At 63.8% G+C, this 20,890-nt stretch carries 19 protein-coding genes and 1 pseudogene; 9 read left to right on the plus strand and 11 right to left on the minus strand.

Annotated elements, in window-relative coordinates; genetic code table 11:
• Window positions 1-15: 15 nt before the first annotated feature.
• The 3 genes from ACV1FX_RS08145 (at window position 16) to ACV1FX_RS08155 (ending at window position 4,100) form a co-directional block, all read left to right on the plus strand.
• On the plus strand, window positions 16-978 hold the full coding sequence (locus ACV1FX_RS08145) for a helix-turn-helix domain-containing protein (protein ID WP_473117029.1): 963 nt from the start codon (window positions 16-18) through the stop codon (window positions 976-978).
• Between the two features lie 316 nt (window positions 979-1,294).
• Window positions 1,295-2,803 carry a DEAD/DEAH box helicase gene (locus tag ACV1FX_RS08150; protein WP_473117030.1) on the plus strand — a complete coding sequence of 503 codons (1,509 nt, stop codon included), beginning with the start codon at window positions 1,295-1,297 and terminating at the stop codon, window positions 2,801-2,803.
• Window positions 2,804-3,032: 229 nt separating this feature from the next.
• Window positions 3,033-4,100 (plus strand): GGDEF domain-containing protein, encoded by a 1,068-nt coding sequence (locus ACV1FX_RS08155; RefSeq protein ID WP_473117031.1) that lies wholly within the window; start codon window positions 3,033-3,035, stop codon window positions 4,098-4,100.
• Window positions 4,101-4,161: 61 nt separating this feature from the next.
• Here the strand turns inward: ACV1FX_RS08155 and ACV1FX_RS08160 are convergent, their stop codons facing one another.
• The 9 genes from ACV1FX_RS08160 to ACV1FX_RS08200 form a co-directional block, all read right to left on the minus strand.
• Window positions 4,162-4,617: a TfoX/Sxy family protein gene (locus ACV1FX_RS08160; RefSeq protein ID WP_473117032.1), complete on the minus strand. Its 456-nt coding sequence runs from the start codon at window positions 4,615-4,617 to the stop codon at window positions 4,162-4,164.
• Between the two features lie 181 nt (window positions 4,618-4,798).
• Window positions 4,799-5,197 (minus strand): HesB/IscA family protein, encoded by a 399-nt coding sequence (locus tag ACV1FX_RS08165; protein ID WP_473117033.1) that lies wholly within the window; start codon window positions 5,195-5,197, stop codon window positions 4,799-4,801.
• Window positions 5,198-5,246: 49 nt separating this feature from the next.
• Window positions 5,247-5,618, minus strand: a complete 372-nt coding sequence (locus ACV1FX_RS08170; protein ID WP_473117034.1) for an SUF system Fe-S cluster assembly protein — start codon at window positions 5,616-5,618, stop codon at window positions 5,247-5,249.
• A complete protein-coding gene (locus tag ACV1FX_RS08175; RefSeq protein ID WP_473117035.1) occupies window positions 5,615-6,862 on the minus strand; it encodes a cysteine desulfurase in 1,248 nt (415 codons plus the stop codon). The genes ACV1FX_RS08170 and ACV1FX_RS08175 overlap by 4 nt, the downstream gene beginning before the upstream one ends.
• Window positions 6,859-8,166, minus strand: coding sequence for a Fe-S cluster assembly protein SufD (sufD, locus tag ACV1FX_RS08180; protein WP_473117036.1), 1,308 nt, complete (start codon window positions 8,164-8,166; stop codon window positions 6,859-6,861). The genes ACV1FX_RS08175 and sufD overlap by 4 nt, the downstream gene beginning before the upstream one ends.
• Window positions 8,167-8,177: 11 nt before the next feature.
• A complete protein-coding gene (sufC, locus tag ACV1FX_RS08185; protein ID WP_473117037.1) occupies window positions 8,178-8,930 on the minus strand; it encodes a Fe-S cluster assembly ATPase SufC in 753 nt (250 codons plus the stop codon).
• 61 nt (window positions 8,931-8,991) lie between these two features.
• Entirely contained in the window at window positions 8,992-10,488 is a 1,497-nt protein-coding gene (gene sufB, locus ACV1FX_RS08190) for a Fe-S cluster assembly protein SufB (protein ID WP_473117038.1), read from the minus strand.
• Between the two features lie 113 nt (window positions 10,489-10,601).
• Window positions 10,602-11,741 carry a cysteine desulfurase family protein gene (locus tag ACV1FX_RS08195; protein ID WP_473117039.1) on the minus strand — a complete coding sequence of 380 codons (1,140 nt, stop codon included), beginning with the start codon at window positions 11,739-11,741 and terminating at the stop codon, window positions 10,602-10,604.
• Window positions 11,742-11,792: 51 nt separating this feature from the next.
• Complete coding sequence (locus ACV1FX_RS08200; protein ID WP_473117040.1) at window positions 11,793-12,986, minus strand: acyltransferase family protein; 1,194 nt, start codon at window positions 12,984-12,986, stop codon at window positions 11,793-11,795.
• Between the two features lie 44 nt (window positions 12,987-13,030).
• Between ACV1FX_RS08200 and ACV1FX_RS08205 the strand changes: the two genes are divergently transcribed.
• The 3 genes from ACV1FX_RS08205 (at window position 13,031) to ACV1FX_RS08215 (ending at window position 15,565) form a co-directional block, all read left to right on the plus strand.
• Window positions 13,031-13,978, plus strand: coding sequence for a LytTR family DNA-binding domain-containing protein (locus ACV1FX_RS08205; RefSeq protein ID WP_473117041.1), 948 nt, complete (start codon window positions 13,031-13,033; stop codon window positions 13,976-13,978).
• A gap of 363 nt (window positions 13,979-14,341) precedes the next feature.
• Window positions 14,342-14,989, plus strand: a complete 648-nt coding sequence (locus tag ACV1FX_RS08210) for an alpha/beta hydrolase (RefSeq protein ID WP_027524593.1) — start codon at window positions 14,342-14,344, stop codon at window positions 14,987-14,989.
• Window positions 14,990-15,052: 63 nt separating this feature from the next.
• Window positions 15,053-15,565 (plus strand): DUF1697 domain-containing protein, encoded by a 513-nt coding sequence (locus ACV1FX_RS08215; protein WP_473117042.1) that lies wholly within the window; start codon window positions 15,053-15,055, stop codon window positions 15,563-15,565.
• A 14-nt stretch (window positions 15,566-15,579) separates the two neighbouring features.
• Here the strand turns inward: ACV1FX_RS08215 and ACV1FX_RS08220 are convergent, their stop codons facing one another.
• The gene (locus ACV1FX_RS08220) at window positions 15,580-16,257 is read right to left on the minus strand and encodes a glutathione S-transferase family protein (protein ID WP_473117043.1); all 678 of its coding nucleotides are present in this window, start codon (window positions 16,255-16,257) and stop codon (window positions 15,580-15,582) included.
• Between the two features lie 93 nt (window positions 16,258-16,350).
• A complete protein-coding gene (locus ACV1FX_RS08225; RefSeq protein WP_473117044.1) occupies window positions 16,351-17,454 on the minus strand; it encodes an anhydro-N-acetylmuramic acid kinase in 1,104 nt (367 codons plus the stop codon).
• Window positions 17,455-17,613: 159 nt separating this feature from the next.
• On the opposite strand from ACV1FX_RS08225, the gene tyrS reads away from it, so the two are divergent.
• The 3 genes and pseudogenes from tyrS to ACV1FX_RS08240 all read left to right on the plus strand — a co-directional run bounded on the left by tyrS (window position 17,614) and on the right by ACV1FX_RS08240 (window position 20,839).
• A complete protein-coding gene (tyrS, locus tag ACV1FX_RS08230; protein WP_473117045.1) occupies window positions 17,614-18,867 on the plus strand; it encodes a tyrosine--tRNA ligase in 1,254 nt (417 codons plus the stop codon).
• Window positions 18,868-18,924: 57 nt separating this feature from the next.
• A pseudogene (locus ACV1FX_RS08235) lies at window positions 18,925-20,183 on the plus strand (MFS transporter).
• Window positions 20,184-20,407: 224 nt separating this feature from the next.
• Window positions 20,408-20,839: a DoxX family protein gene (locus ACV1FX_RS08240; RefSeq protein ID WP_473117046.1), complete on the plus strand. Its 432-nt coding sequence runs from the start codon at window positions 20,408-20,410 to the stop codon at window positions 20,837-20,839.
• The last annotated feature ends 51 nt before the right edge of the window (window positions 20,840-20,890 follow it).

Here is a 20,890-nt window from a genome sequence, read left to right on the forward strand (position 1 = left end):
AGACCGGGGTCTACCGTGTATCGCTGGTGTACCGACGAAGTCGAACCGCAGGACCGCTTCGACTATTGGCGGGAGGTGCGCGCCAAGGGGCTGTTTGGCGTCACCGCGGAACTCGCGCGGGAGCAGCGCACCGACTTCTTCGGCGAGTTCTCGTTGCGGCAAGTCGGCGGGGCCGGACTCGTCGAACTCAAGGCTTCGCCCTATCAGGTCGAGCGTAGCGAGGCCGACATTGCGGACGCGGCCAGCGACAGCATCTGCGTTTACCAGCAGCTCGGCAGCGGCGGCTGGTTCGGCGGCATGCGCAGCAGCGATTTTGCGATCGAAAGTGGCAGGTTTGCCACCAGCCATACCGACCTGCCCTATCGCACCCTGCCGCTCGGCACTGCCGGCTTTCACCTGAGGATCCTGAAGATCCCGGTGGCTGGCATCCCCGCGCAGGACAGGCGCGTTCGCGACCTCACGCCGAAGCCGTTCGGCGACCCTGCGCTGGCCCCGCTGCTCGATGCCGCCTTTGCCGAGCTCGGTGAACTCGCCGATGAGGAAAAAGCGTCGCACACCAAGCCGCTGGTGGAGGCGCTGGCCACCCTCGCCCTGATCGAGCGCGGCATCGTCAGGCCCGGGGGCCGCCGGGGACAATATGCGCTGCGGGTCGGACGCCTGTCGCTGGCGCGCCGCCTGATCGACCGCCACCTGAACGATCCCCGATTGGACCCGGCGATGGTGGCCGACTGGCTCGGCGTGTCACTGCGCCACCTCCACATGCTCTTTGAAATGGCGGAGAAGAGCTTCTCCCAGACCGTGACCGAGCAACGCCTGGCGCAGAGCCGCCGCCTCCTGCGGGAGGCACCGGAGCGGCTGATTGCCGACGTCGCGGCAGCCTGCGGGTTCGAAAGCCTGGCGACCTACTACCGGGTCTTCAACGCCGCCTACGGGCTCGCACCGGGCGATTTCCGCAATCAGGCGGCCGAGAAGCGTTAGCCGCTCACCTTGGCCTCCCCGGTCGCCGGCCGGTGACCGGGCGAAAAGCCCAACTTCGCCCGCAATTTGAGCAAAAACGCTAGGCTTTTTAGAGCCTTCCCGCGTCTGCTCCATTGACTTTGGCCGATTCCGCCCTATGTTCCGGGCAACGCGGCTCGGTATCGAAACGCGATTCCCGAGTTTGGCGCGTTGTTCGCGCAAAGCCTTGCTCGCGTAAGTCAGCACCCCCAGCTTCTTTGAGAGCGCGCCGTTTCGGGGTGGAGCGCGACAGCCTTATTACCCTCGATTCCGAACGGCGGTTTCGACTAGAGGCTCAATGTCCTTTTCAAATCTCGGACTATCCGAAAAAGTCCTCGCCGCAGTGGCGGCCACAGGTTACACCAACCCCACCCCCATTCAGGAACAGGCGATCCCCCACGTCCTCGCACGCAAGGACGTGCTTGGCATCGCCCAGACCGGCACTGGCAAGACCGCGGCCTTCGTGCTGCCGATGCTCACCATTCTCGAAAAAGGCAGGGCCCGGGCGCGCATGCCGCGCACCCTGATCCTCGAGCCGACCCGTGAGCTCGCCGCCCAGGTCAAGGAAAACTTCGACCGCTACGGCGCGGGACAGAAGCTCAACGTCGCCCTCCTGATCGGCGGCGTCTCCTTCGGTGACCAGGACGCCAAGCTGATGCGCGGCGTCGACGTGCTGATCGCGACGCCCGGCCGCCTGCTCGACCACACCGAGCGCGGCGGTCTCCTGCTCACCGGCGTCGAGCTGCTCGTCATCGACGAAGCCGACCGCATGCTGGACATGGGCTTCATTCCCGACATCGAGCGCATCTGCAAGCTCGTCCCCTTCACGCGACAGACCTTGTTCTTCACCGCGACCATGCCGCCGGAGATCCGGCGCATCACCGAGGCCTTCCTGCACAATCCGCAGAAGGTGGAGGTCTCCAAGCCCGCCACCACGGCCGTCACCGTCACACAGTCCCAGGTTCCCGCCGGCCGCGAGGCGCATGAGAAGCGCGAACTGCTTCGCCGTCTGCTGCGCGAGGCCAAGGACCTCAAGAACGCGATCATCTTCTGCAATCGCAAGCGCGAGGTCGCGATCGTTCACAAATCGCTCCAGAAGCACGGCTTCAGCGTCGGCGCATTGCACGGCGACATGGATCAACCGGCCCGCATGGCGGCGCTGGATCAGTTCCGCAAAGGCGAACTGCCGCTGCTGGTGGCCTCCGACGTTGCCGCCCGCGGCCTCGATATCCCCGAGGTCAGCCACGTCTTCAATTTCGACGTCCCTCATCATCCCGACGACTACGTTCACCGCATCGGTCGTACTGGGCGCGCCGGCCGTACCGGCACCGCGATCTCGATCGTGACGCCGCTCGACCAGAAGTCGATGGCCGCGATCGAAAAGCTGATCGGCCAGAACATTCCGCGCGCCGAAGGCGAGTTCGAACTCCACAGCGAGTCCGCCGAGCCAACTGAGCGATCGCGCGAGCAGCGTGGCCGGGAACGGTCGCGCGGCGGTCGCGGCAAGTCGCGTCGCGGCCAAGAGCCGCGCGGTGACGCGCGGCACGCCTCGGATGCAAGGCCGGCAGCGGAAGCGAGGCCTCCACGAGAGCCAAAACCTTCACGCGAGCCAAAGCCTGCACGCGAAGCAAGGCACGCCAGCGAGCCGCGCCACGGCTCGCGCCAGCAAGCCAATACGTCGCATGTGCCCTCGATCGGCCGGCCCGAGCCGCGGCGTCCGCAGCGCGAGGTCGACAGCGAGCCCGGCGATCATTCGCATCTGCCAGCATTCCTGCTGCGACCGGTCCGTTCCCCCGCGGGCGCCTGAAGCGCGCCGCGCTTTAGGCTCTTTGTCTGAGCATGATATCCGCGCAAACGCGTTTCGCGTTTGTCGCGACGGAAAACCGCTTCACACTTTGCGCCAACCTGGCCCTTCGGATCCGGATCATGCTCCAAAAACGGCCGTTTACCGGCCGTTCAGACTCGTCCTTTAGCCTCAGACCATAATTTAAATATTGCTCCGGTCGGAGGCGCACCGACTGCTGTGGGGATGTTCTGTGGTCAAGGTGCTCGAGGAACACGAACGCACGATGGCGTTCGCCGAGGTAGCGCTCGGCCAGATTCGATCGCTCAAGCAGACCGCAATTCCCCGCAACTACGAGATCTGGTACGTTTACGCCACCGGCTACAACGCCGCGCTGAACAAGATCATCAACGAGACGCTGGCGCGTAACGGCAAGCTGACCGAAGCCGACCTCGAGCAGATCTACGAGACCTATCTCTCCCACATCAAGACCACCGACCGCATCGACAAGGTCGGTGCGCGCGTCATCGGCGAGATCGACGACGTGATGAAGGTGTTGACCGAGGCGCTCGGCATGTCCGCCTCCTACGATGCCCGCCTGTCAGGCGCGGTCGAGAAACTGTCGACCGCCCAGAACGGCGACCAGATCAAGGCGATCGTGGACACGCTGGTCCGCTCGACCAGAGAAATGCGCGAGACCAACAAGGCGCTGGAAGACCGGCTGACCTTGTCGAAGAACGAGATCAGCAATCTCCAGCAGAGCCTCGAAGCGATCCGCGCCGAAAGCCTCACCGATCCCCTCACCGGCCTTGGCAACCGCAAATATTTCGATCGCATGATCGGCATGGCCGTGCAGAACGCACTCGCAAGCGGCGAGCCACTGTCGCTGCTGTTGTTCGACATCGACCATTTCAAGTCGTTCAACGATTCCTACGGCCACCTCACCGGCGACCAGGTGCTGCGTCTCGTAGGTCTGTCACTGAAGCAGACCATCAAGGGTCAGGACATCACCGCGCGCTATGGTGGCGAGGAGTTCGCCGTCGTGCTGCCCAACACTTCGCTGCGCCAGGCGCTCACGGTCGCCGACCACATCCGCCGCGCCGTGATGGCGAAGGAATTGAAGAAGAAATCGACCGGCGAGATCCTCGGCCGCGTCACGATCTCGGTCGGCGTCTCCATGCTGAAGCCGGGCGACGACACGGACTCCCTGATCGAGCGCGCTGACGCCTGCCTCTACGCCGCCAAGCGCAACGGCCGCAACCGCGTGATCTGCGAGACCGATCCGGAGCACCGCGCGGAGACGCGCGGCCAGGTGGCTTGACGCAATCGTAGGGGAGCAAAGGCGCACAGCGCCGCGCCCTCTCTATCTCTTCTCGAAATCACTATCTTGAGCGGGGGGCACGCTTCGCCTTGCCCACCATACGAACCGCTTTCTTGGTTGTTTGCGTCTTGACAGTGGGTTTCTTCGCGCCCCGCTTCGTCGCGTTCTTCACCACCTTTTTCGCCCTCGGCCGCTTCTTCACCTTGGCGCGCTGCGCGGCGGCGAGTGCTGCCCTCGCCCACTCTGCAAGTTCCTCGGAATCATCGAACAGGCGTGCGGGCAACTGCCAGTAGGAGTTCACCATCACGGTCTTGGCGCGGGTCTGGTACTGGAACGGCGCTGAGCCTTCGGCCTCGAAGCTCGGGATCGTCTGCTCATCGGCGCGGAGGAACAGGCCGGCGCGCAAGGCCAGCGCGAAATTGGTGCCGTCGGCGGAGATGCCGTAGCCGGAGAACATCCTGCGGATGGTAACGGGGCCGAAATCGGCGAACAGATCGATCAGGAATTCGCGGTCCATGGCCCAACTTCCTCCCCATCGTCGTCCTGGCGAACGCCAGGACCCATTACCACGGAAGGTAGTTTAGCGATGACTGCTCGCCTTACCAGTCGTTGGTGCTGACGCCCACCGTGGCGAGATCACGGGGTATAGGTCCTGGCGCTCGCCAGGACGATCCGGTGGGATTTGCGAGAGAGGGGTTTTACCCCTCGACCTTCGCCGGGCGCAGCTCGACCGACTCGCCGCAGCCGCAGGTGGAGATCTGGTTGGGGTTGTTGAAGACGAACTGGGCCTGCATCTTGTCGGCCTTGTAGTCCATCTCGGTGCCCAGCAGGAACAGCACGGCCTTGGGATCCACCAGGATCTTGACGCCCTTGTCCTCGACGACTTCGTCGGTCGGTCGGATCTCATGGGCGTATTCGACGGTGTAGGACTGCCCGGCGCAGCCGCCGTTCTTCACGCCGACGCGCAGACCGACGATCTCGGAGTCCGCGCGCTGCGTCAGCTCGGTGATGCGCTGCGCGGCGGCATCCGTCAGCCGCATCACCTGCGGACGCGGACGCCGCGGCTTCGGAGAGGATGCTGGTGTTGCCTGTGTCATGTCAGTGATGTGGTCCGTTGCGGAGCAAATTCAATGCCGAGGTTACGCGTCACCACATATTGAGCACGAGGCGTGCCTCGTCGCTCATGCGTTCCGGCGTCCAGGCCGGCTCCCAGACGACCTTGACGTCGACCACGCCGACGCCGGGGACGCTGGCGACCGCGTTCTCGACCATCGTCGGCAGCTCGCCGGCGGCCGGGCAATTCGGCGTCGTCAGCGTCATCAGGACGTCAACGGAGCGGTCGTCCTTGATCTCGACCTTGTAGATCAGGCCGAGCTCGTAGATATCGGCGGGAATCTCCGGATCGAACACGGTCTTGAGGCCAGCGATGATCTCGCGCGTGAGACGCTCGCTCTCTTCCGGCGGCAGCGCCGACTGCGTTTCCATCGGATTGGCTTTGATTTCGGCCGTGTCACTCATGCGAACAAATCCCGCGCCTTCAAAAGCGCCTGTGCCAGATGGTCGACTTCATCCCTTGTATTATACATGCCGAAGGAGGCCCGGCACGTCGCGGTCACGTTGAACCGCTCTAAAAGCGGCATCACGCAATGGGTGCCGGCACGCACGGCGATGCCCTGGCGGTCGATCACGGTGGCGACGTCATGGGCGTGCGCGCCCTTCAGCTCGAAGGAGATCACCGGGCCCTTGCCCCGCGCCGTGCCGATCAGCCGCAGCGAGTTGATCTCGCGCAGGCGGTCCTGGGCATAGGTGAGGAGATCGTGCTCGTGGGCGGCGATGCGCTCCTTGCCGATCGAGTTGACGTAGTCGATGGCTGCGCCGATCCCGACTGCCTCGACGATCGCGGGCGTGCCCGCCTCGAACTTGTGCGGGGGATCACCGTAGGTGACGAGGTCGCGAGAGACCTCGCGGATCATCTCGCCGCCCCCGTTGTAGGGACGCATCGCGACGAGGTGATCATACTTGGCCCAGAGCACGCCGATGCCGGTCGGCCCGTACACCTTGTGACCGGTGAAGACATAGAAGTCGCAGCCGATATCCTGGACGTCGACCGGCAGATGCACGGCGCCCTGGCTGCCGTCGACCAGCACGGGAATACCGCGCCCGTGCGCGATCTTCACGACGTCCTTCACCGGCACGATGGTGCCGAGCGCGTTCGACATCTGCGTGATAGCGACCAGCTTGGTCTTCGCCGTCAGCAGCTTCTCGAACTCGTCGATCAGGAAATTGCCCTCATCGTCGACCGGCGCCCACTTGATCACCGCGCCATGGCGTTCTCTCAGGAAATGCCAGGGCACGATGTTGGAGTGGTGCTCCATGATCGAGATGACGATCTCGTCGCCCTCTTTGATGTTGGGCTCGCCCCAGGACGACGCGACGAGGTTGATCGCCTCCGTTGCGTTGCGGGTGAAGATAATCTCTTCGGTGCGATTGGCGTTGATGAACTGCGCGACCTTGGCGCGGCCGCCCTCGTAGGCCTCCGTCGCGGCATTGGCGAGATAGTGCAGACCGCGATGCACGTTGGCGTATTCGCTTGTGTAAGCCTGCGTCATGCGGTCGAGCACGGATTGCGGCTTCTGCGCCGAGGCCGCGTTGTCGAGATAGACCAGCGGCTTGCCGTAGACCTGCATCGCGAGCGCCGGAAAATCCTGGCGCACCTTTGCTACGTCATAAGAACCGTTCAGGACTGCCGGATGCGTGCTCATGACCGCCGCTCCAGCCAGCGCTCGGCAATACCGATCACGTGCCCACGCAGATCGTCATCGGCGATCTGCTCGATCGCTTCGCCGACGAACGCCTGAATCAGCAACGCCTGGGCGTCCTTCTCGGGCAGCCCTCGCGCGCGCAGATAGAACAGGAGGCTGTCGTCGAGCGCGCCGGCGGTGGCGCCGTGGCCGCAGGAGACGTCGTCGGCAAAGATCTCGAGCTCCGGCTTGTTATCGGCCTCGGCCTCATCCGAGAGCAGCAGCGCCCGCGTCATCATCTTGCCGTCGGTCTTCTGCGCGTCGGGACGGACGATGATGCGGCCCTGGAACACCGAATGCGCGCGATCATCGATCACGGCGCGGAAGATCTCGCGGCTGGTGCAATGGGGCACGGCGTGGTCGACGACCAGGGTCGTATCGCCATGCTCGGTCTTCTTCAGGAGGTTCACGCCATTGACCGCGAGCTCGCTGCCCTCGCCTGCCAGCGTGATAAAGCCCTGGAGGCGGCTGACGGCCGCGCCGGTGGTCATGTTGAAGAAATTGAGCTTCGTGTTCGCTCCGACCGTGACGATCTCCGAGGTGATGTTCACGGCGTCAGGCGCATCGTCCATCAGGCGGATATGCGCGACATCGGCGTCATCGCCGATCGTCACGAGCACGGCGTCATTGACCTGATAGGCCGTAGCGCCGGCCGAGACAAAGCTCTCGACGATGGTGGCGCGGACGCCATTGCCGACCCGCAACTGCGAGCGAGTGAAAGCGGACGCAGACGCCGCGGTCGCGACGTGGATGATCTGGATCGGCGTGGAAAGCTGCACGCCGTCCGCGATCGACACCACGACGCCGTCGGTCGCCATCGCCGCATTCAGCGAGATCATCGCGTCCGTCGAGGCGGCCCCGAGCAGGTCGCCGCAATCCTTCTCCAGCGTTTCGCCCAGCGTCTTGACGCTGACCTCGGATGCAAGCGCCTTCAGGTCCGACAGGTCGGCCGCGAACACGCCATCGACCAGCACCAGCTTGCGGGCACCTGCAAAGCCATTCGCCTTCACGGCCTCGACCGCGCGCGAGAGCGCCGCTGCGTCAGGCGCGGCCGCAAGCGGCAGCACCTCGCCGACGAGTGCGCGCAAGTCGGTGTATTTCCATTCCTCGAGCCGGCGATGCGGAAGGCCGAGACGCTCATAGGTCTCGAAGGCCTGGCGGCGCACTGCTGCGACCGCCGGCGAGCCGGGCAGCCGGCCTTCGGCGCTGGTGAAGAGATCGCTCACCGCGCGGCCGCTCCCGGTCTTTGCCAAAGCAACGTTCATCGCAAAATCCCTTACGCCGCGTCCTCGAACTGGGCGTAGCCGGACTCCTCCAGCTCCAGCGCCAGTTGCTTGTCGCCGCTCTTCACGACGCGGCCCTTCGACATGACGTGCACGAAGTCAGGCACGATGTAGTTCAGGAGGCGCTGATAGTGGGTGATCACCACCATCGCGCGCCCCGGCGAGCGCAGCGCGTTGACGCCGTCGGCGGCGATGCGCAGCGCATCGATGTCGAGACCGGAATCCATCTCGTCGAGGATGCACAGGCTCGGCTCGAACAGCGCCATCTGCAGCACCTCGTTGCGCTTCTTCTCGCCGCCGGAGAAGCCGACGTTGACGCCGCGCTTGAGCATGTCCTGCGGGATGTTCAGCGACTTCGAGACCTCGCGGACTTTCTTGAGAAAGTCCGGCGTCGAGTATTCGTCCTCGCCGCGCGCCTTACGCTGCGCATTCAGGGCGGTGCGCAAGAAGTTCATGGTGGCGACGCCGGGAATCTCGACCGGATACTGGAACGCCAGGAACACGCCCTTCGCGGCGCGCTCTTCCGGATCCATCTCCAGGAGGTCCTCGCCCTTGAACAGGATCTGACCGTCGGTCACCTCATAGCCGGGCTTGCCGGCGATGACGTGGGAGAGCGTCGATTTGCCGGAGCCATTCGGTCCCATGATCGCGTGGATTTCGCCCTCGTTCACGGTCAGCGTCAGCCCGTGGAGGATTTCACGCTCCTCGACACGAACCTTCAGGTCTTTCACTTCAAGCAAAGCCATCTTGGTATCCAGTCTATTCAATTGATGTTGGAGCGCCGAAGCGCACCGCGAGGGGCGGCGATTAACCGACCGACCCTTCAAGCGAGATCGAGATCAGCTTCTGCGCTTCCACCGCGAACTCCATGGGAAGCTGCTGGAGCACATCCTTCACGAAGCCGTTGACGACGAGGCCGACGGCTTCCTCTTGGCTCAGCCCGCGCTGAATGCAGTAGAACAGCACGTCCTCGGAGATCTTCGAGGTCGTCGCCTCGTGCTCGAACGTCGCCGACGAGTTCTTCGCCTCGATATACGGCACGGTGTGTGCGCCGCATTTATCGCCGATGAGCAGCGAGTCGCAGGCGGTGAAGTTGCGCGCGCCGCTCGCTTTGCGATGCGCGGTGACGAGACCGCGATAGGTGTTCTGGGACTTGCCGGCCGCGATGCCCTTCGAGATGATCCGGCTCGAGGTGTTCTTGCCGAGGTGGATCATCTTGGTGCCCGAGTCGACCTGCTGGAAGCCGTTCGAGATCGCGATCGAGTAGAACTCACCGCTCGAATTGTCGCCGCGCAGGATGCAGCTCGGATACTTCCAGGTAATCGCGGAGCCCGTCTCGACCTGGGTCCACGAAATCTTGGAGTGGTTGCCGCGGCAATCGCCACGCTTGGTGACGAAATTGTAGATACCGCCCTTGCCTTCCGAATTGCCGGGGTACCAGTTCTGCACCGTCGAATACTTGATCTCGGCGTCATCGAGCGCGACGAGCTCGACCACGGCGGCGTGCAACTGGTTCTCGTCGCGCTGCGGCGCGGTGCAGCCTTCGAGGTAGGAGACGTAGGAGCCCTTGTCGGCGATGATCAGCGTACGCTCGAACTGGCCGGTATTACGCTCGTTGATGCGGAAATAGGTGGACAGCTCCATCGGGCAGCGCACGCCCGGCGGCACGTAAACGAACGAGCCGTCAGAGAACACCGCCGAGTTCAGCGTCGCGTAGAAATTGTCGGAGGTCGGCACCACGGAGCCGAGATACTTCTGCACCAGCTCGGGATGCTCGCGGATCGCCTCCGAGATCGGCATGAAGATCACGCCGGCCTTCTTCAGCTCCGCCTTGAAGGTGGTCGCAACCGACACCGAATCGAACACCGCATCGACCGCGATCTTCCGCCGGGCCGGGTCTTCCTCACCGGGCTTCGGCTCGACGCCTTCGAGCATGGCGACTTCCCGCAAGGGGATGCCGAGCTTCTCGTAGGTCTTCAGAATTTCGGGATCGATCTCGTCCAGTGAGGAGACCGTCTTCTTCGGCTTCGGCGCCGCGTAGTAATAGATGTCCTGGAAGTCGATCTTGGGATAGTCGACGCGCGCCCAGGTCGGCTCGGTCATGGTGAGCCAGCGCCGATAGGCCTCGAGCCGCCACTGGAGCATCCAGGCTGGCTCGTTCTTCTTCCCGGAAATGAACTTTACGATGTCTTCCGACAGGCCTTTCGGGGCCTTCTCGGAGTCGATCAGGGTCTCAAACCCATAACGATACTGGTCGACGTCGATGCGCTTCACGCGCTCGACCGTCTCTTGTACGGCTGGCATTCCATCCTCCGCTCGCGGTTTCAAGGACCGCGGTGGATCAAACTCGAACGACTATTACGATGTTTCTATGCGGAAAGCACGCGCTTAGAACCGTTCAAGCCGTGTTTCGTCGCTTACTCTCTAAGTAGGTTATTACCGAGCTTTCGCCAAGCCTCAAGAGCCCGATTGATGTCCGCCTCCTGCGTGGACCAGCCCAGACTGAGGCGCACCGCTCCCTGGGCCGTTTTCGGGTCGAATCCCATGGCCGAAAGCACGTGAGACGGCTGGACTTTTCCGGACGAACAGGCCGAGCCCGAGGATACAGCGATACCTTCGAGGTCGAAGCCAATGACGGCGGTCTCGGCCTTCAACCCCGGCGCGGTAAATAGAATGGTATTTGACAACCGCCCGGCATCCTCCGAGAAAATCAACGTGCCCGGCGCGGCTCGCAACCCATTCTCCAAGCGATTCCGGAGGTTTACGAGCCGCACCGCATCCTCCGCCAGAGCCTGAATGGCCGCAGTCACTGCCGCGCCAAAACCGGCGATGCCCGCGACGTTCTCGGTTCCCGCCCGGCGGCCGAGTTCCTGCCCGCCACCGCGCAGCACCGGTTCCAGCCCCGTCACGCCCTCGGCCACGACCATCGCGCCGACGCCCTTGGGACCGCCGATCTTGTGCGCAGAGAAGGTAGCAAGAGCAGCTCCTACCTGTTTGATATCAAACGGAATCTTGCCGAGCGCCTGGATCGCGTCGACATGCAGAAGCCCGCCTGCCTCGAGCACGATCCGTGCCGCCTCCGCGACCGGCTGAAGCGCCCCAGTCTCGTTGTTGGCGGCCATGATCGACACCAGCGCCGGCGGTCCGGAGCCAAGCAGCGTCCTGAGGTGGTCGAGATCAACGACACCCGACCGCGTCACCCGGATCTGACCAATCGCGCTGGGCGGAAACCTCCCGCCTGCCAGCACGGAGGCGTGCTCGACCGCCGACACCAGAAGCCGTTCCACCGGGCCGCCAGAGGGCCCTTTCAGACCCGGCGATAGCGCCAACGCATTGGCCTCGGTTCCCGCCGAGGTGAAGATGACGTTCCGCGGCAGCCCGCCAACCGCGCCCGCGAGCGCAGCGCGGGCCGCCTCGACCAGTCGCCGCGCCTCCCGTCCCTCGGCGTGGACTGACGACGGATTGCCGACCAGTTCGTAGGCCGCGAGCATCGCCGTCCGCGCTTCGGGGCGCAGCGGCGTGGTCGCATTCCAGTCGAGATAGACGCGGTTCGGCATGCCGCCCTCTTAGCACCTTTTGCCACCGCGCCAATCGAGACCTGCCCCGCATCAGGCCGGCTGCTGCTGCGCGATCCCGGCGGGACGGCGCGACACCGTCCGCAATCCGAACAATGGCCGCAGCCAGGCTATGCGTCGCACGATCTCATAGGTGACCATGCATGTGAGCGCGGTGCCGGCAATGACGATCGAGGCCTCGACCGCGGCCGGGAAGCCGCTGCCGCGCAGCGCATGCGCGATCATGATGATCGCGGTCTGATGCACGATGTAGTACGGGAAGATCGCGTCCGTGAGATAGCGACGGAGGGGGCCGTCGGCTGTGAAGTGCCGCCGTGCGAAACCGAGCACCGCAGCCATTGCGAGCCACTGATAGCAGCCATAGGCGATGCCGGCGCACTTCTTCAGCAGCGGCGACGGCGCAAGCAGACCCGCGAACAGAAGGATCAAGATGAGGAAGCAAGCGGCTGCGAGTGGCAGCGCCGCCCAGCGCTGGCGTTCGATCTGGGCCCAGACACCACCCTGCTTCGCCAGCAGGAAGCCGATCAGGAACGCCGTCGCATAGTCCGCGTGGTTGTACCAGTCGCCGAACAGCGCATGCGTGGAAGGAAAGGCCGGGAACAAAAACAGGCGCCAAGCCGCGAACAGCAGACAGGGCAGGATCAGAAGCCCGGGCCCTGCGAGCAGAGCGGCAAGCTTCGCGCTGAGCTGGTCGGCCAGGGCCGGCCACAGCCAGAGCGCCCCGGCCAGCGCGATCGTGTAGACCCACAGATAGACCACGAACCAGAGATGGTTCCAGGTCGGCAGGACGATGCAGGGGTTCGGGCAGAATTGCGCCCCGAAGGCGAGATAGTGATGGACATAGAAATCGACGAAGCCTGCGGGATAGCCGAGGCTTTCGACGATCTGGAGGTAGGACTGCGGCGGTACGATCACCAGCATGCCGAAGATCAGGGGGATCAGCAGCCGCGCCGATCGGGCGCCGACGAACGACCCGAGGCGGTACTTGCCGAGCATGAACCTCGTCGCAACCCCTGAAACCAGGAACAGCAGCGAGAGCCGCCAGGGATTGAGGACCAGCATCAACGGCTCGAGCCAGGTCAGCCTGTAGTCGCTCTTGATGTGAAATCCCCAGGACACGTAGAGCATGCCGACGTGGTAGAAGATCAGGAGCCCGAAGGCGCCAATCCGCACCCAGTCCAGATCGATGCGCCGTTCCGAGGTCGAGAGTTGCTGTGGTGTTGACATGGATCTCTGCTCCTTGACGGGACGCCAAGCACGGTTCTTTGGCCATGGCTGACACCGAAAATGCTCCACAAGCAGACCACGTCGAGCCGGTTTGGGATCAGAACCGCAACACGCGGGATGGGGTGCCGCACCCTGGGACGAGCGGTGGGCTATTCGGGCTCAGCGGCGCTGACTGGACGATGTTCGGTGCGATTACAGCCATCGCGCTCGCGACCGGAATCGTGAATGCGCTCTCTGGTGCGCAGGATGCCGCCTGGCGCGGCGACAGCTATGATGTCGGCAGGCGGCTGTTCTGGGAGATGTCGAGCATCGCCGTCGTCCTGTTGACCGTCCCGCTCCTGGTGATGGCCGTCCGCCGCATGCGCCGAAGTCCGTGGCTCATCGTCCGGGTCGCAATCGGAACGCTCGCCCTGCTCGGCTTTTCGACCCTCCACATCGCCGGCATGGTCTGGATCAGGAAGCTCGTGCTCTGGTTCGCGGGAAGCGCCTACGATTTCCATTTCTCAATTGCGACGATCTCATACGAGTTTCGCAAGGATGTCGTGGCCGCCCTCCTGATCGGGGGCACGATCTGGCTATTCGAGAGCCTGCGCGAGCAGAAGAGGGCGACACTCGTTGCCAAAGCTGCCGACTCGCGACAGCCGCCTGCCCCCGATCTGATCTGGCTGCGCGATGGCGCAAGCCGCATCCGCCTCGCGCCGCGCGACATTCTCTGGGTCGCTTCAGCCGGCAACTACATCGAATACAGCCTTGCGGACGGCCGTCAGCACCTGATCCGGGGCACGCTTGCGATGGCCGAAAACGAGCTTTCGCGCTTCGCCATCGTGCGCGTTCATCGGACGAAGCTCGCCAATCTCGATCGGGTGAGCGGCGTGGACCTCAAACCGTCAGGGGATTTCGAACTCACCTTCGACAACGGGCAAACCCTCCAGGGCAGCCGGCGCTACCGGCCAGCGGTAGCCTCGCTCGGAGGCCGCACGTCTCCCGCGTAAATCACAGATCGATAAATCAACGTGATTCCAATTGCTTAGCTGAGGCACCTGGCATCAACGCGGGTTTTTGTCATCGATTTGCGCGATCCTGACATCGACACCGCCGCGTGCAGCGGGACACTCAGGAGGCCGCAATCACGAGCTAAGCTCTTGAGCGCATTGCGAGATGTCGAAGAAGCTTGCTTTTTGACCCTTGCCTCGTGCTAGAACGCGCGCGTCAGTTCACCCGCGCGCCGCTCGCGCATCATCCGAGGGCGCCCTTCCACTCTCCTTCGCGCTTTCGTCGGCTTTGCAGCCGGTGAAGCCGCCACAATCGGTTGATTGCTGAGGATCGTCTCAAGGGAATCAATCAAGAGATCATCGATGCCTGAAGTTATTTTCGCCGGCCCCGCGGGCCGTCTCGAAGGCCGCTACCATCCGGCCAAGCAGAAGAACGCGCCGATCGCGATGATCCTGCATCCGCATCCGCAGTTTCACGGCACGATGAACCATCAGATCGTGTACCAGTGCTACTACGCCTTCGCACATCGCGGCTTCTCCGTGCTGCGCTTCAACTTCCGTGGCGTCGGCCGTAGCCAAGGCTCGTTCGATCACGGCACCGGCGAGCTGTCCGATGCCGCAGCCGCGCTCGACTGGGCGCAGACCATCAATCCCGAAGCCCGCGCCTGCTGGGTTGCCGGCTTCTCCTTCGGCGCCTGGATCGGCATGCAGCTTTTGATGCGCCGCCCCGAGGTCGAAGGCTTCATCTCGATCGCCCCACCCGCCAACCTCTATGACTTCTCCTTCCTTGCGCCCTGCCCGTCCTCGGGACTCATCGTTCACGGTGAAAAGGATGCGGTGGTGCCGCCCAAGGACGTCAACACGCTGGTCGAAAAGCTGAAGACGCAGAAGGGCATCGTGATCGACCAGCAGGTCATCCCCGGCGCCAACCACTTTTTCGACGGCAAGCTCGAGCCGTTGATGGAGACCATCACCGCCTATCTCGACATGCGGCTCGCCAACGTGCGCTAAAGGTTATTGTTTGAGCATGATCTCTCCGGAAAACCGCTCCACACTTTTCCGGATCATGCTCTAATGGGCTCGTTCGTCGCCTTGCTCCGTGCCGTCAATGTCGGCGGCACCGGCAAGCTGCCGATGAGCGAGCTCAAGGCGATGTGCGAGGAACTCGGCTTTGCCGCCGTGCGCACCTACATCGCCAGCGGCAATGTGGTGTTCACCAGCCGCAAGTCGGAAGCTGCAATCAAGTCTGCACTCGAGAAGCGCCTGCACGCTTACGCCGGCACGCCGGTCGGCGCGCTCGTGCGCAGCGCAGAAGAGATGGCAGAGGTCGCGGCCGACAATCCGTTCCCGAAAGCCGCACCCAACCGCACCGTCGCGATCTTCCTGGACAAGCCCCCACCGGCCGACGCGCTCGCCGGCATCCGCGGTCAGAAGGACGAGGAAGTCCGCATCGGCCGCCGCGAGATCTACGTCCACTATGGCGACGGCATGGGGACATCAAAGCTCGTCATCCCCGCCGCGAAGACCGGCACCGCGCGCAACATGAACACGATCGCGACGCTGGCGAAGATGGCCGCGGAGCTCTGAAGGCGCAGACGCGCTTAGGCGGCGAGCTTCAACAGATGCGCGTCATGGCGCACGAGGAACGCGCGCAGCAATTGCGGATAGTCTGCGCCGACCGCGGTGCGAACGCTCGGACGCTTGGCAAGTACCGCGCGCCACGCGCCGACCTTCGGCAACGCTTTGAAAATGCTGAGTTCAGCCAGCTCATCGAACACGTCGAAATAACGAAAGATCGGCGCGAACACGGCATCGACCAGGCAGAACGATGGGCCGGCGAAGAACGGGCCGGCGCCAAGCGCCGCCTCGACGCGGGCAAATTTGGCCGAGAGCGCCTGGCGCTTGCTCTCGAAGATGGCCGGATCAGTGGTCGTCTCGAGGCTCCAGAGATCGCCGAGGATCGCGGAGCAGAACTCCATCCAGGCGCGATGCTCGGCGCGCCTCAGCGCATCACCCGGATGCAGCCTGCTGCCTCCTTGCGTCTCCTCGATGTATTCGCAGATCACGTTGCTCTCGAACAGCGCAACCTCGCCCTGTTCGTCTGCGACCACCAGCACGGGCACCTTGCCAAGCGGCGAGATCTTCAAAAACCAGTCCGGCTTGTTGGCGAGATCGATGTCGATCCGCTGGAAAGGCACGCCCTTCTCCGAGAGCGCGATCACTGAGCGCTGCACATAGGGGCAAAGCTTGTGGCTGATCAATTTGAGGGGCGCGGCCATGCTGAGATCCGAGGTTCGATGCAGATGCATCAACATTGATGCGTTTGCATGAATATGTCAAGATCGATGCATCTGCATCAACCACCGGTGATCCTAGGGCCTTGCAATCACCCCGCCCGTCATCGGCATCGGCACGCCGGTGGTGGCCGGGTAGGACAGCGGCAGGCCCTTCAGGCCGCGCGCCGCCAGGAAGCCGAAGGCCTGCGCTTCGATCGCATCGGATGCCCAGCCGAGCGTATCGGCAGCCTCAACCGTCGCCGATCCCACTCGCTCCCGCAGCATGCGCAGCATGGTCAGGTTGCGGGCGCCGCCGCCGCAGATGATCCAGCTCCGCGGTCGTCGCGGCAGCAGCGGAATGACCCGCGCGATCGCGGCTGCCGTGAAGGCGGTGAGCGTCGCCGCGCCGTCGGCCGGCTGGACCTCGCCAAGCTTCAACGCGGCAAAATCGTTGCGGTCCAGTGATTTCGGCGGCGGAACTGCGAAGAACGGCAGCTCCAGTGCCCGCGCGATCCAGGTCTCATCGGCCTTGCCGAGCGCGGCGAACTTGCCCTCGGCGTCGAACGACTGGTTCATGGTGCGGTACATGAAGTCGTCGAGCAGCGCGTTCCCGGGACCGGTATCGCAGGCGATCAGCGTGTCGTTGCCGTCGATATAGGTGATGTTGGAGACGCCGCCGATATTGACGACGACGATCGGCCCTTCGCGCGCCAGCGATTGCGCCAGCGCCCGGTGGTAGACCGGGACGAAAGGCGCGCCCTGCCCGCCGGCCTCGACGTCAGCGGCGCGGAAATCATGCATCACGGGAATATGGATCGCCTTCGCCAGCGCCGCGGCATCGCCGATCTGGACTGTCAGCCGCCGCTCGGGCCGATGCAGCACGGTTTGGCCGTGGAAGCCGACAATGTCGATCTCCTCCGGCTTCATCCGGTTCTGCGCAGTGAAGGCAGCAACCGCCTCGGCGTGGGCCAGGGTCACCGCACGCTCGGCTTCGGCCAGAACGCCCGGCCGGGCATCGCGCTGCGGTAAATGGACAGCCTCGGTGAGCGCCCGGCGCAGCAGGCTGCGCTCGGCATTGCTGTAAGGCCGGTAGCCGGAGGGCCCGAACGCCTTGATCTGCTTTCCATCCGTTTCGATCAATGCAACGTCAACCCCGTCAAGCGAGGTGCCGCTCATGAGACCGAGTGCGGTCAACATCATCCCGTAAGCCCCGACGTCTTCCTACCCCGACGCCTGGCTTGTATCAAACAAGCACATCTTATAATGCCACAGCGCGCTGCGACGCGGCAGTCTGTTCCTTCCGGGTTCCGCAACTGGCCGCAATTACCGTAAAATAAGAATGATCAGAGCCGCCGACAGATGAGTGCATTTAAATCGGATTTCCTCAATATTTTGCAGGAACGGGGTTTTGTCCACCAGTGCTCCGATTTCGAGGGGCTGGACGCTCTCGCCGCCAAGGGCGAGGCGACCGCCTATGTCGGCTACGATTGCACCGCGCCGTCGCTGCATATCGGCAACTTCCTGACCATGATGATGCTGCACTGGCTCCAGCAGTCCGGCAACAAGCCGATCACGCTGATGGGCGGCGGCACCACCATGGTCGGCGATCCCTCCGGCAAGGACGAGACGCGCGCCATGCGCACGATCGCCGAAATCGAGGCCAACAAGGCCTCGATCCGCGGTGTGTTCGCCAAGGTGCTTCGCTACGGTGACGGCGCCAGCGACGCCGTCATGCTCGACAATGCGGAGTGGCTGACCAAGCTCAACTGGATCGAGATGCTGCGCGATGTCGGCAAGCATTTTTCGGTCAACCGCATGCTGACCATGGACTCCGTGCGGCTGCGCCTCGAGCGCGAGCAGGAGATGAGCTTCATCGAGTTCAACTACATGGTCTGCCAGGCCTACGACTTCGTGCAACTGTCGCAGCGCGCCGGCTGCCGCTTGCAGATGGGCGGCTCCGACCAGTGGGGCAACATCATCATGGGCGTCGACCTCGGCCGCCGCATGGGCTCGCCGCAGCTCTTCGCGCTGACGACGCCGCTGCTCACGACCGCTTCCGGCGCCAAGATGGGCAAGACCGCGCAAGGCGCAGTCTGGCTCAACGCCGACCAGTTCTCGCCCTATGATTTCTGGCAGTACTGGCGCAACACCGAGGACGCCGACGTCGGCAAGTTCCTGAAGCTGTTCACCACGCTGCCGATGAGCGAGATCAGGAAGCTCGAGGCGCTGCAGGGCTCGGAGATCAACGAGGCCAAGAAGGTGCTCGCCACGGAGGCAACCGCGCTGCTGCACGGCCGCGACGCGGCAAATGAGGCAGCCGAGACTGCGCGGCGGACGTTCGAGGAAGGCGCGCTGGCGCAGACGCTTCCAACGATCGAAATTCCGCGTGGCGAGCTTGATGCCGGACTCGGGGTGCTCCCCGCCTTCGTCAAGGCCAGCCTTGTCGCCTCCAACGGCGAAGCGCGGCGTCAGATCAAGGGCGGCGGCCTCAGGGTCAACGACGAGTCCGTCACCGACGAGAAGATGACGCTGACGCCGGCCCATCTCACGCCGGAGGGCGTAATCAAGCTCTCGCTCGGCAAGAAGAAGCACGTGCTCCTCAGGCCTGCATAGGCGTATGAGCTTTTCACTGCTTGCCAGGTCGCGCGGAAACGCGCTCCCTGACAGGCAATGGATCAGAACACGTCCAGGGAAGACGCCGAGGGACATGCCGCGGTCGAGGAGGGTGCGCATGTACGCACTGCCCTTGTCGTGCTCGCACTCTGCTTCACGCTGTCGGTGCTCGGCCGCGGGCTCGGCGACAGCTTTACGGTATTTCTGAAGCCGATCTCGGAAAGCTTCGGCTGGGATCGCGCGCAGATCGTCTCGGTCTATTCACTGACCTGGCTCGCAAGCGGCCTCACCGCGCCGTTCGTCGGACGGCTGTTCGACCATTCCGGACCGCGCAGCGTCTATGCGCTCGGGCTGCTCCTGCTTGGCGCCGCCTTCCTGATCGCGGCGCATGCAAACTATCTCTGGCAGCTCCAGCTCTCGACCGGCCTCTGTGTCGGCGTCGGCATCGCCTTCATCGGCATCGTGCCGAATTCGATCCTGCTCGGCCGCTGGTTCGGCCCGCGCCTGCCAACCGCGATGTCGGTGGTCTATTCGGCGATGGGCGGCGGCGTTCTCGTGCTGCTGCCGATTTCGCAGATCCTGATCGACCATGTCGGCTGGCGCGGCACCTACGAGATCTTCGGCTTCGCAGCGCTCGGCCTCTTGCTCCCCTTGCTGCTGCTGCCGTGGCGAATGTTCGCGTCGGGCTCGCCGCATGTCGTCAAGAAGACCGATCCCGATTTCGTCGATGAGGGCTGGACGCTGCTTCGCGCCATGCGCCATCACGCGTTCTGGGCGCTGTTCTCGACCTTCTTCTTCACCGCAGTCGGCATGTACTCCATCGCGGCCCAGATCGTCGCCTATCTGATCGATGCGGGCTTCCCGCCCTTGCAGGCCGCAACCGCCTGGGGATTTTCCGGCGTCGTGCTGGTGTTCGGCATGCTCGGCGTGTCCGCGCTCGACGGCCTGATCGGTCGCCGGCCATCGGTCCTGCTGAGCTACGGATCTCGATCCTCGGCATCATCCTGCTGTGGCTGTTGCAGTACAATCCGAACACCCTCCTGCTCACCGGCTTCGTCGTCTGCTTCGGCAGCATGATGGGTTCGCGGGGACCGCTGATCTCCGCTACCGCGATGAAGATCTTCCGCGGCAAGCGCGTCGGCACGATCTACGGCAGCATTTCGATCGGCAGCGGGCTCGGCTCGGCGTTCGGCTCCTGGAGCGGCGGCCTGATCCACGATGCGACGCAGAGCTACAATCCGCTGCTCGCCTTCGCACTTGCGAGCGTGGTGCTCGGGATGATTCCCTTCCTGGTTGTGCCCGCCTTGCGGCGCTAGGTGTACCGGAGGTAACCTGCACTCCCCGTCGTCACCGGAGAACTACGGACGGCGAATGAATGTGTTCCGGCAACAAAATGTGCGAATCCTCAGGCTCAAAGCGTCGCTTGCGGTGTTTTGTCTGTCATGACGAAAATGTCAGCGCAAATTGATGGTCCCTGTCTTGCAGGGTGGAACTGGATGCGATTCAAGTCGCATGGAATTTGGATGGAAGGGCGCAAATCATGAATTCACTGTCTCGCTTTCAACCGGCTCTGCTGAGCCTGTTTCGCTTCATCACCGGCCTGCTGCTGTTTCAGTACGGCATCGCCAAGATCTTCAAGTTTCCGGCGGTCCCCTATTTCGCCGACATCCCGCCGCTGATCTACGCGGCCGGCACGCTCGAGCTCGTGCTCGGTGCGGCCCTGATGATCGGCCTGTTCACGCGGATCTCGGCGTTCGTCTTGTCGGGTGAAATGGCCTTCGCCTATTTCCTCGGCCACATGTTCAAGAGCGGCTCGCCGGTGTTCCTGCCGCTGCTCAACGGCGGCACCGCGGCGATCCTGTTCTGCTTCGCCTGTCTCTACATCTCCGCGGCCGGTGGCGGCCCGATCAGCGTCGATGCGCTGGTGCGCAAGGAAGGCGATGAGCCGAGCGGCGCCTTCGCGCGGCGCTAAGATCATGAATACGAGGAAGCGCCGGCGAAGGCCGGCGCTCCTCATCGGCCG

The organism is Bradyrhizobium ingae, from assembly GCF_055791185.1.

Excerpts from the sequence above, each read along its gene's own strand:
- ACV1FX_RS08150 (WP_473117030.1), top strand. The coding sequence starts at position 1,295 with ATGTCCTTTTCAAATCTCGGACTATCCGAAAAAGTCCTCGCCGCAGTG.
- ACV1FX_RS08160 (WP_473117032.1), bottom strand. The coding sequence starts at position 4,617 with ATGGACCGCGAATTCCTGATCGATCTGTTCGCCGATTTCGGCCCCGTT.
- ACV1FX_RS08165 (WP_473117033.1), bottom strand. The coding sequence starts at position 5,197 with ATGACACAGGCAACACCAGCATCCTCTCCGAAGCCGCGGCGTCCGCGT.
- ACV1FX_RS08170 (WP_473117034.1), bottom strand. The coding sequence starts at position 5,618 with ATGAGTGACACGGCCGAAATCAAAGCCAATCCGATGGAAACGCAGTCG.
- ACV1FX_RS08175 (WP_473117035.1), bottom strand. The coding sequence starts at position 6,862 with ATGAGCACGCATCCGGCAGTCCTGAACGGTTCTTATGACGTAGCAAAG.
- sufD (WP_473117036.1), bottom strand. The coding sequence starts at position 8,166 with ATGAACGTTGCTTTGGCAAAGACCGGGAGCGGCCGCGCGGTGAGCGAT.
- sufC (WP_473117037.1), bottom strand. The coding sequence starts at position 8,930 with ATGGCTTTGCTTGAAGTGAAAGACCTGAAGGTTCGTGTCGAGGAGCGT.
- sufB (WP_473117038.1), bottom strand. The coding sequence starts at position 10,488 with ATGCCAGCCGTACAAGAGACGGTCGAGCGCGTGAAGCGCATCGACGTC.
- ACV1FX_RS08195 (WP_473117039.1), bottom strand. The coding sequence starts at position 11,741 with ATGCCGAACCGCGTCTATCTCGACTGGAATGCGACCACGCCGCTGCGC.
- ACV1FX_RS08200 (WP_473117040.1), bottom strand. The coding sequence starts at position 12,986 with ATGTCAACACCACAGCAACTCTCGACCTCGGAACGGCGCATCGATCTG.
- ACV1FX_RS08205 (WP_473117041.1), top strand. The coding sequence starts at position 13,031 with ATGGCTGACACCGAAAATGCTCCACAAGCAGACCACGTCGAGCCGGTT.
- ACV1FX_RS08210 (WP_027524593.1), top strand. The coding sequence starts at position 14,342 with ATGCCTGAAGTTATTTTCGCCGGCCCCGCGGGCCGTCTCGAAGGCCGC.
- ACV1FX_RS08215 (WP_473117042.1), top strand. The coding sequence starts at position 15,053 with ATGGGCTCGTTCGTCGCCTTGCTCCGTGCCGTCAATGTCGGCGGCACC.
- ACV1FX_RS08220 (WP_473117043.1), bottom strand. The coding sequence starts at position 16,257 with ATGGCCGCGCCCCTCAAATTGATCAGCCACAAGCTTTGCCCCTATGTG.
- ACV1FX_RS08225 (WP_473117044.1), bottom strand. The coding sequence starts at position 17,454 with ATGATGTTGACCGCACTCGGTCTCATGAGCGGCACCTCGCTTGACGGG.
- tyrS (WP_473117045.1), top strand. The coding sequence starts at position 17,614 with ATGAGTGCATTTAAATCGGATTTCCTCAATATTTTGCAGGAACGGGGT.
- ACV1FX_RS08240 (WP_473117046.1), top strand. The coding sequence starts at position 20,408 with ATGAATTCACTGTCTCGCTTTCAACCGGCTCTGCTGAGCCTGTTTCGC.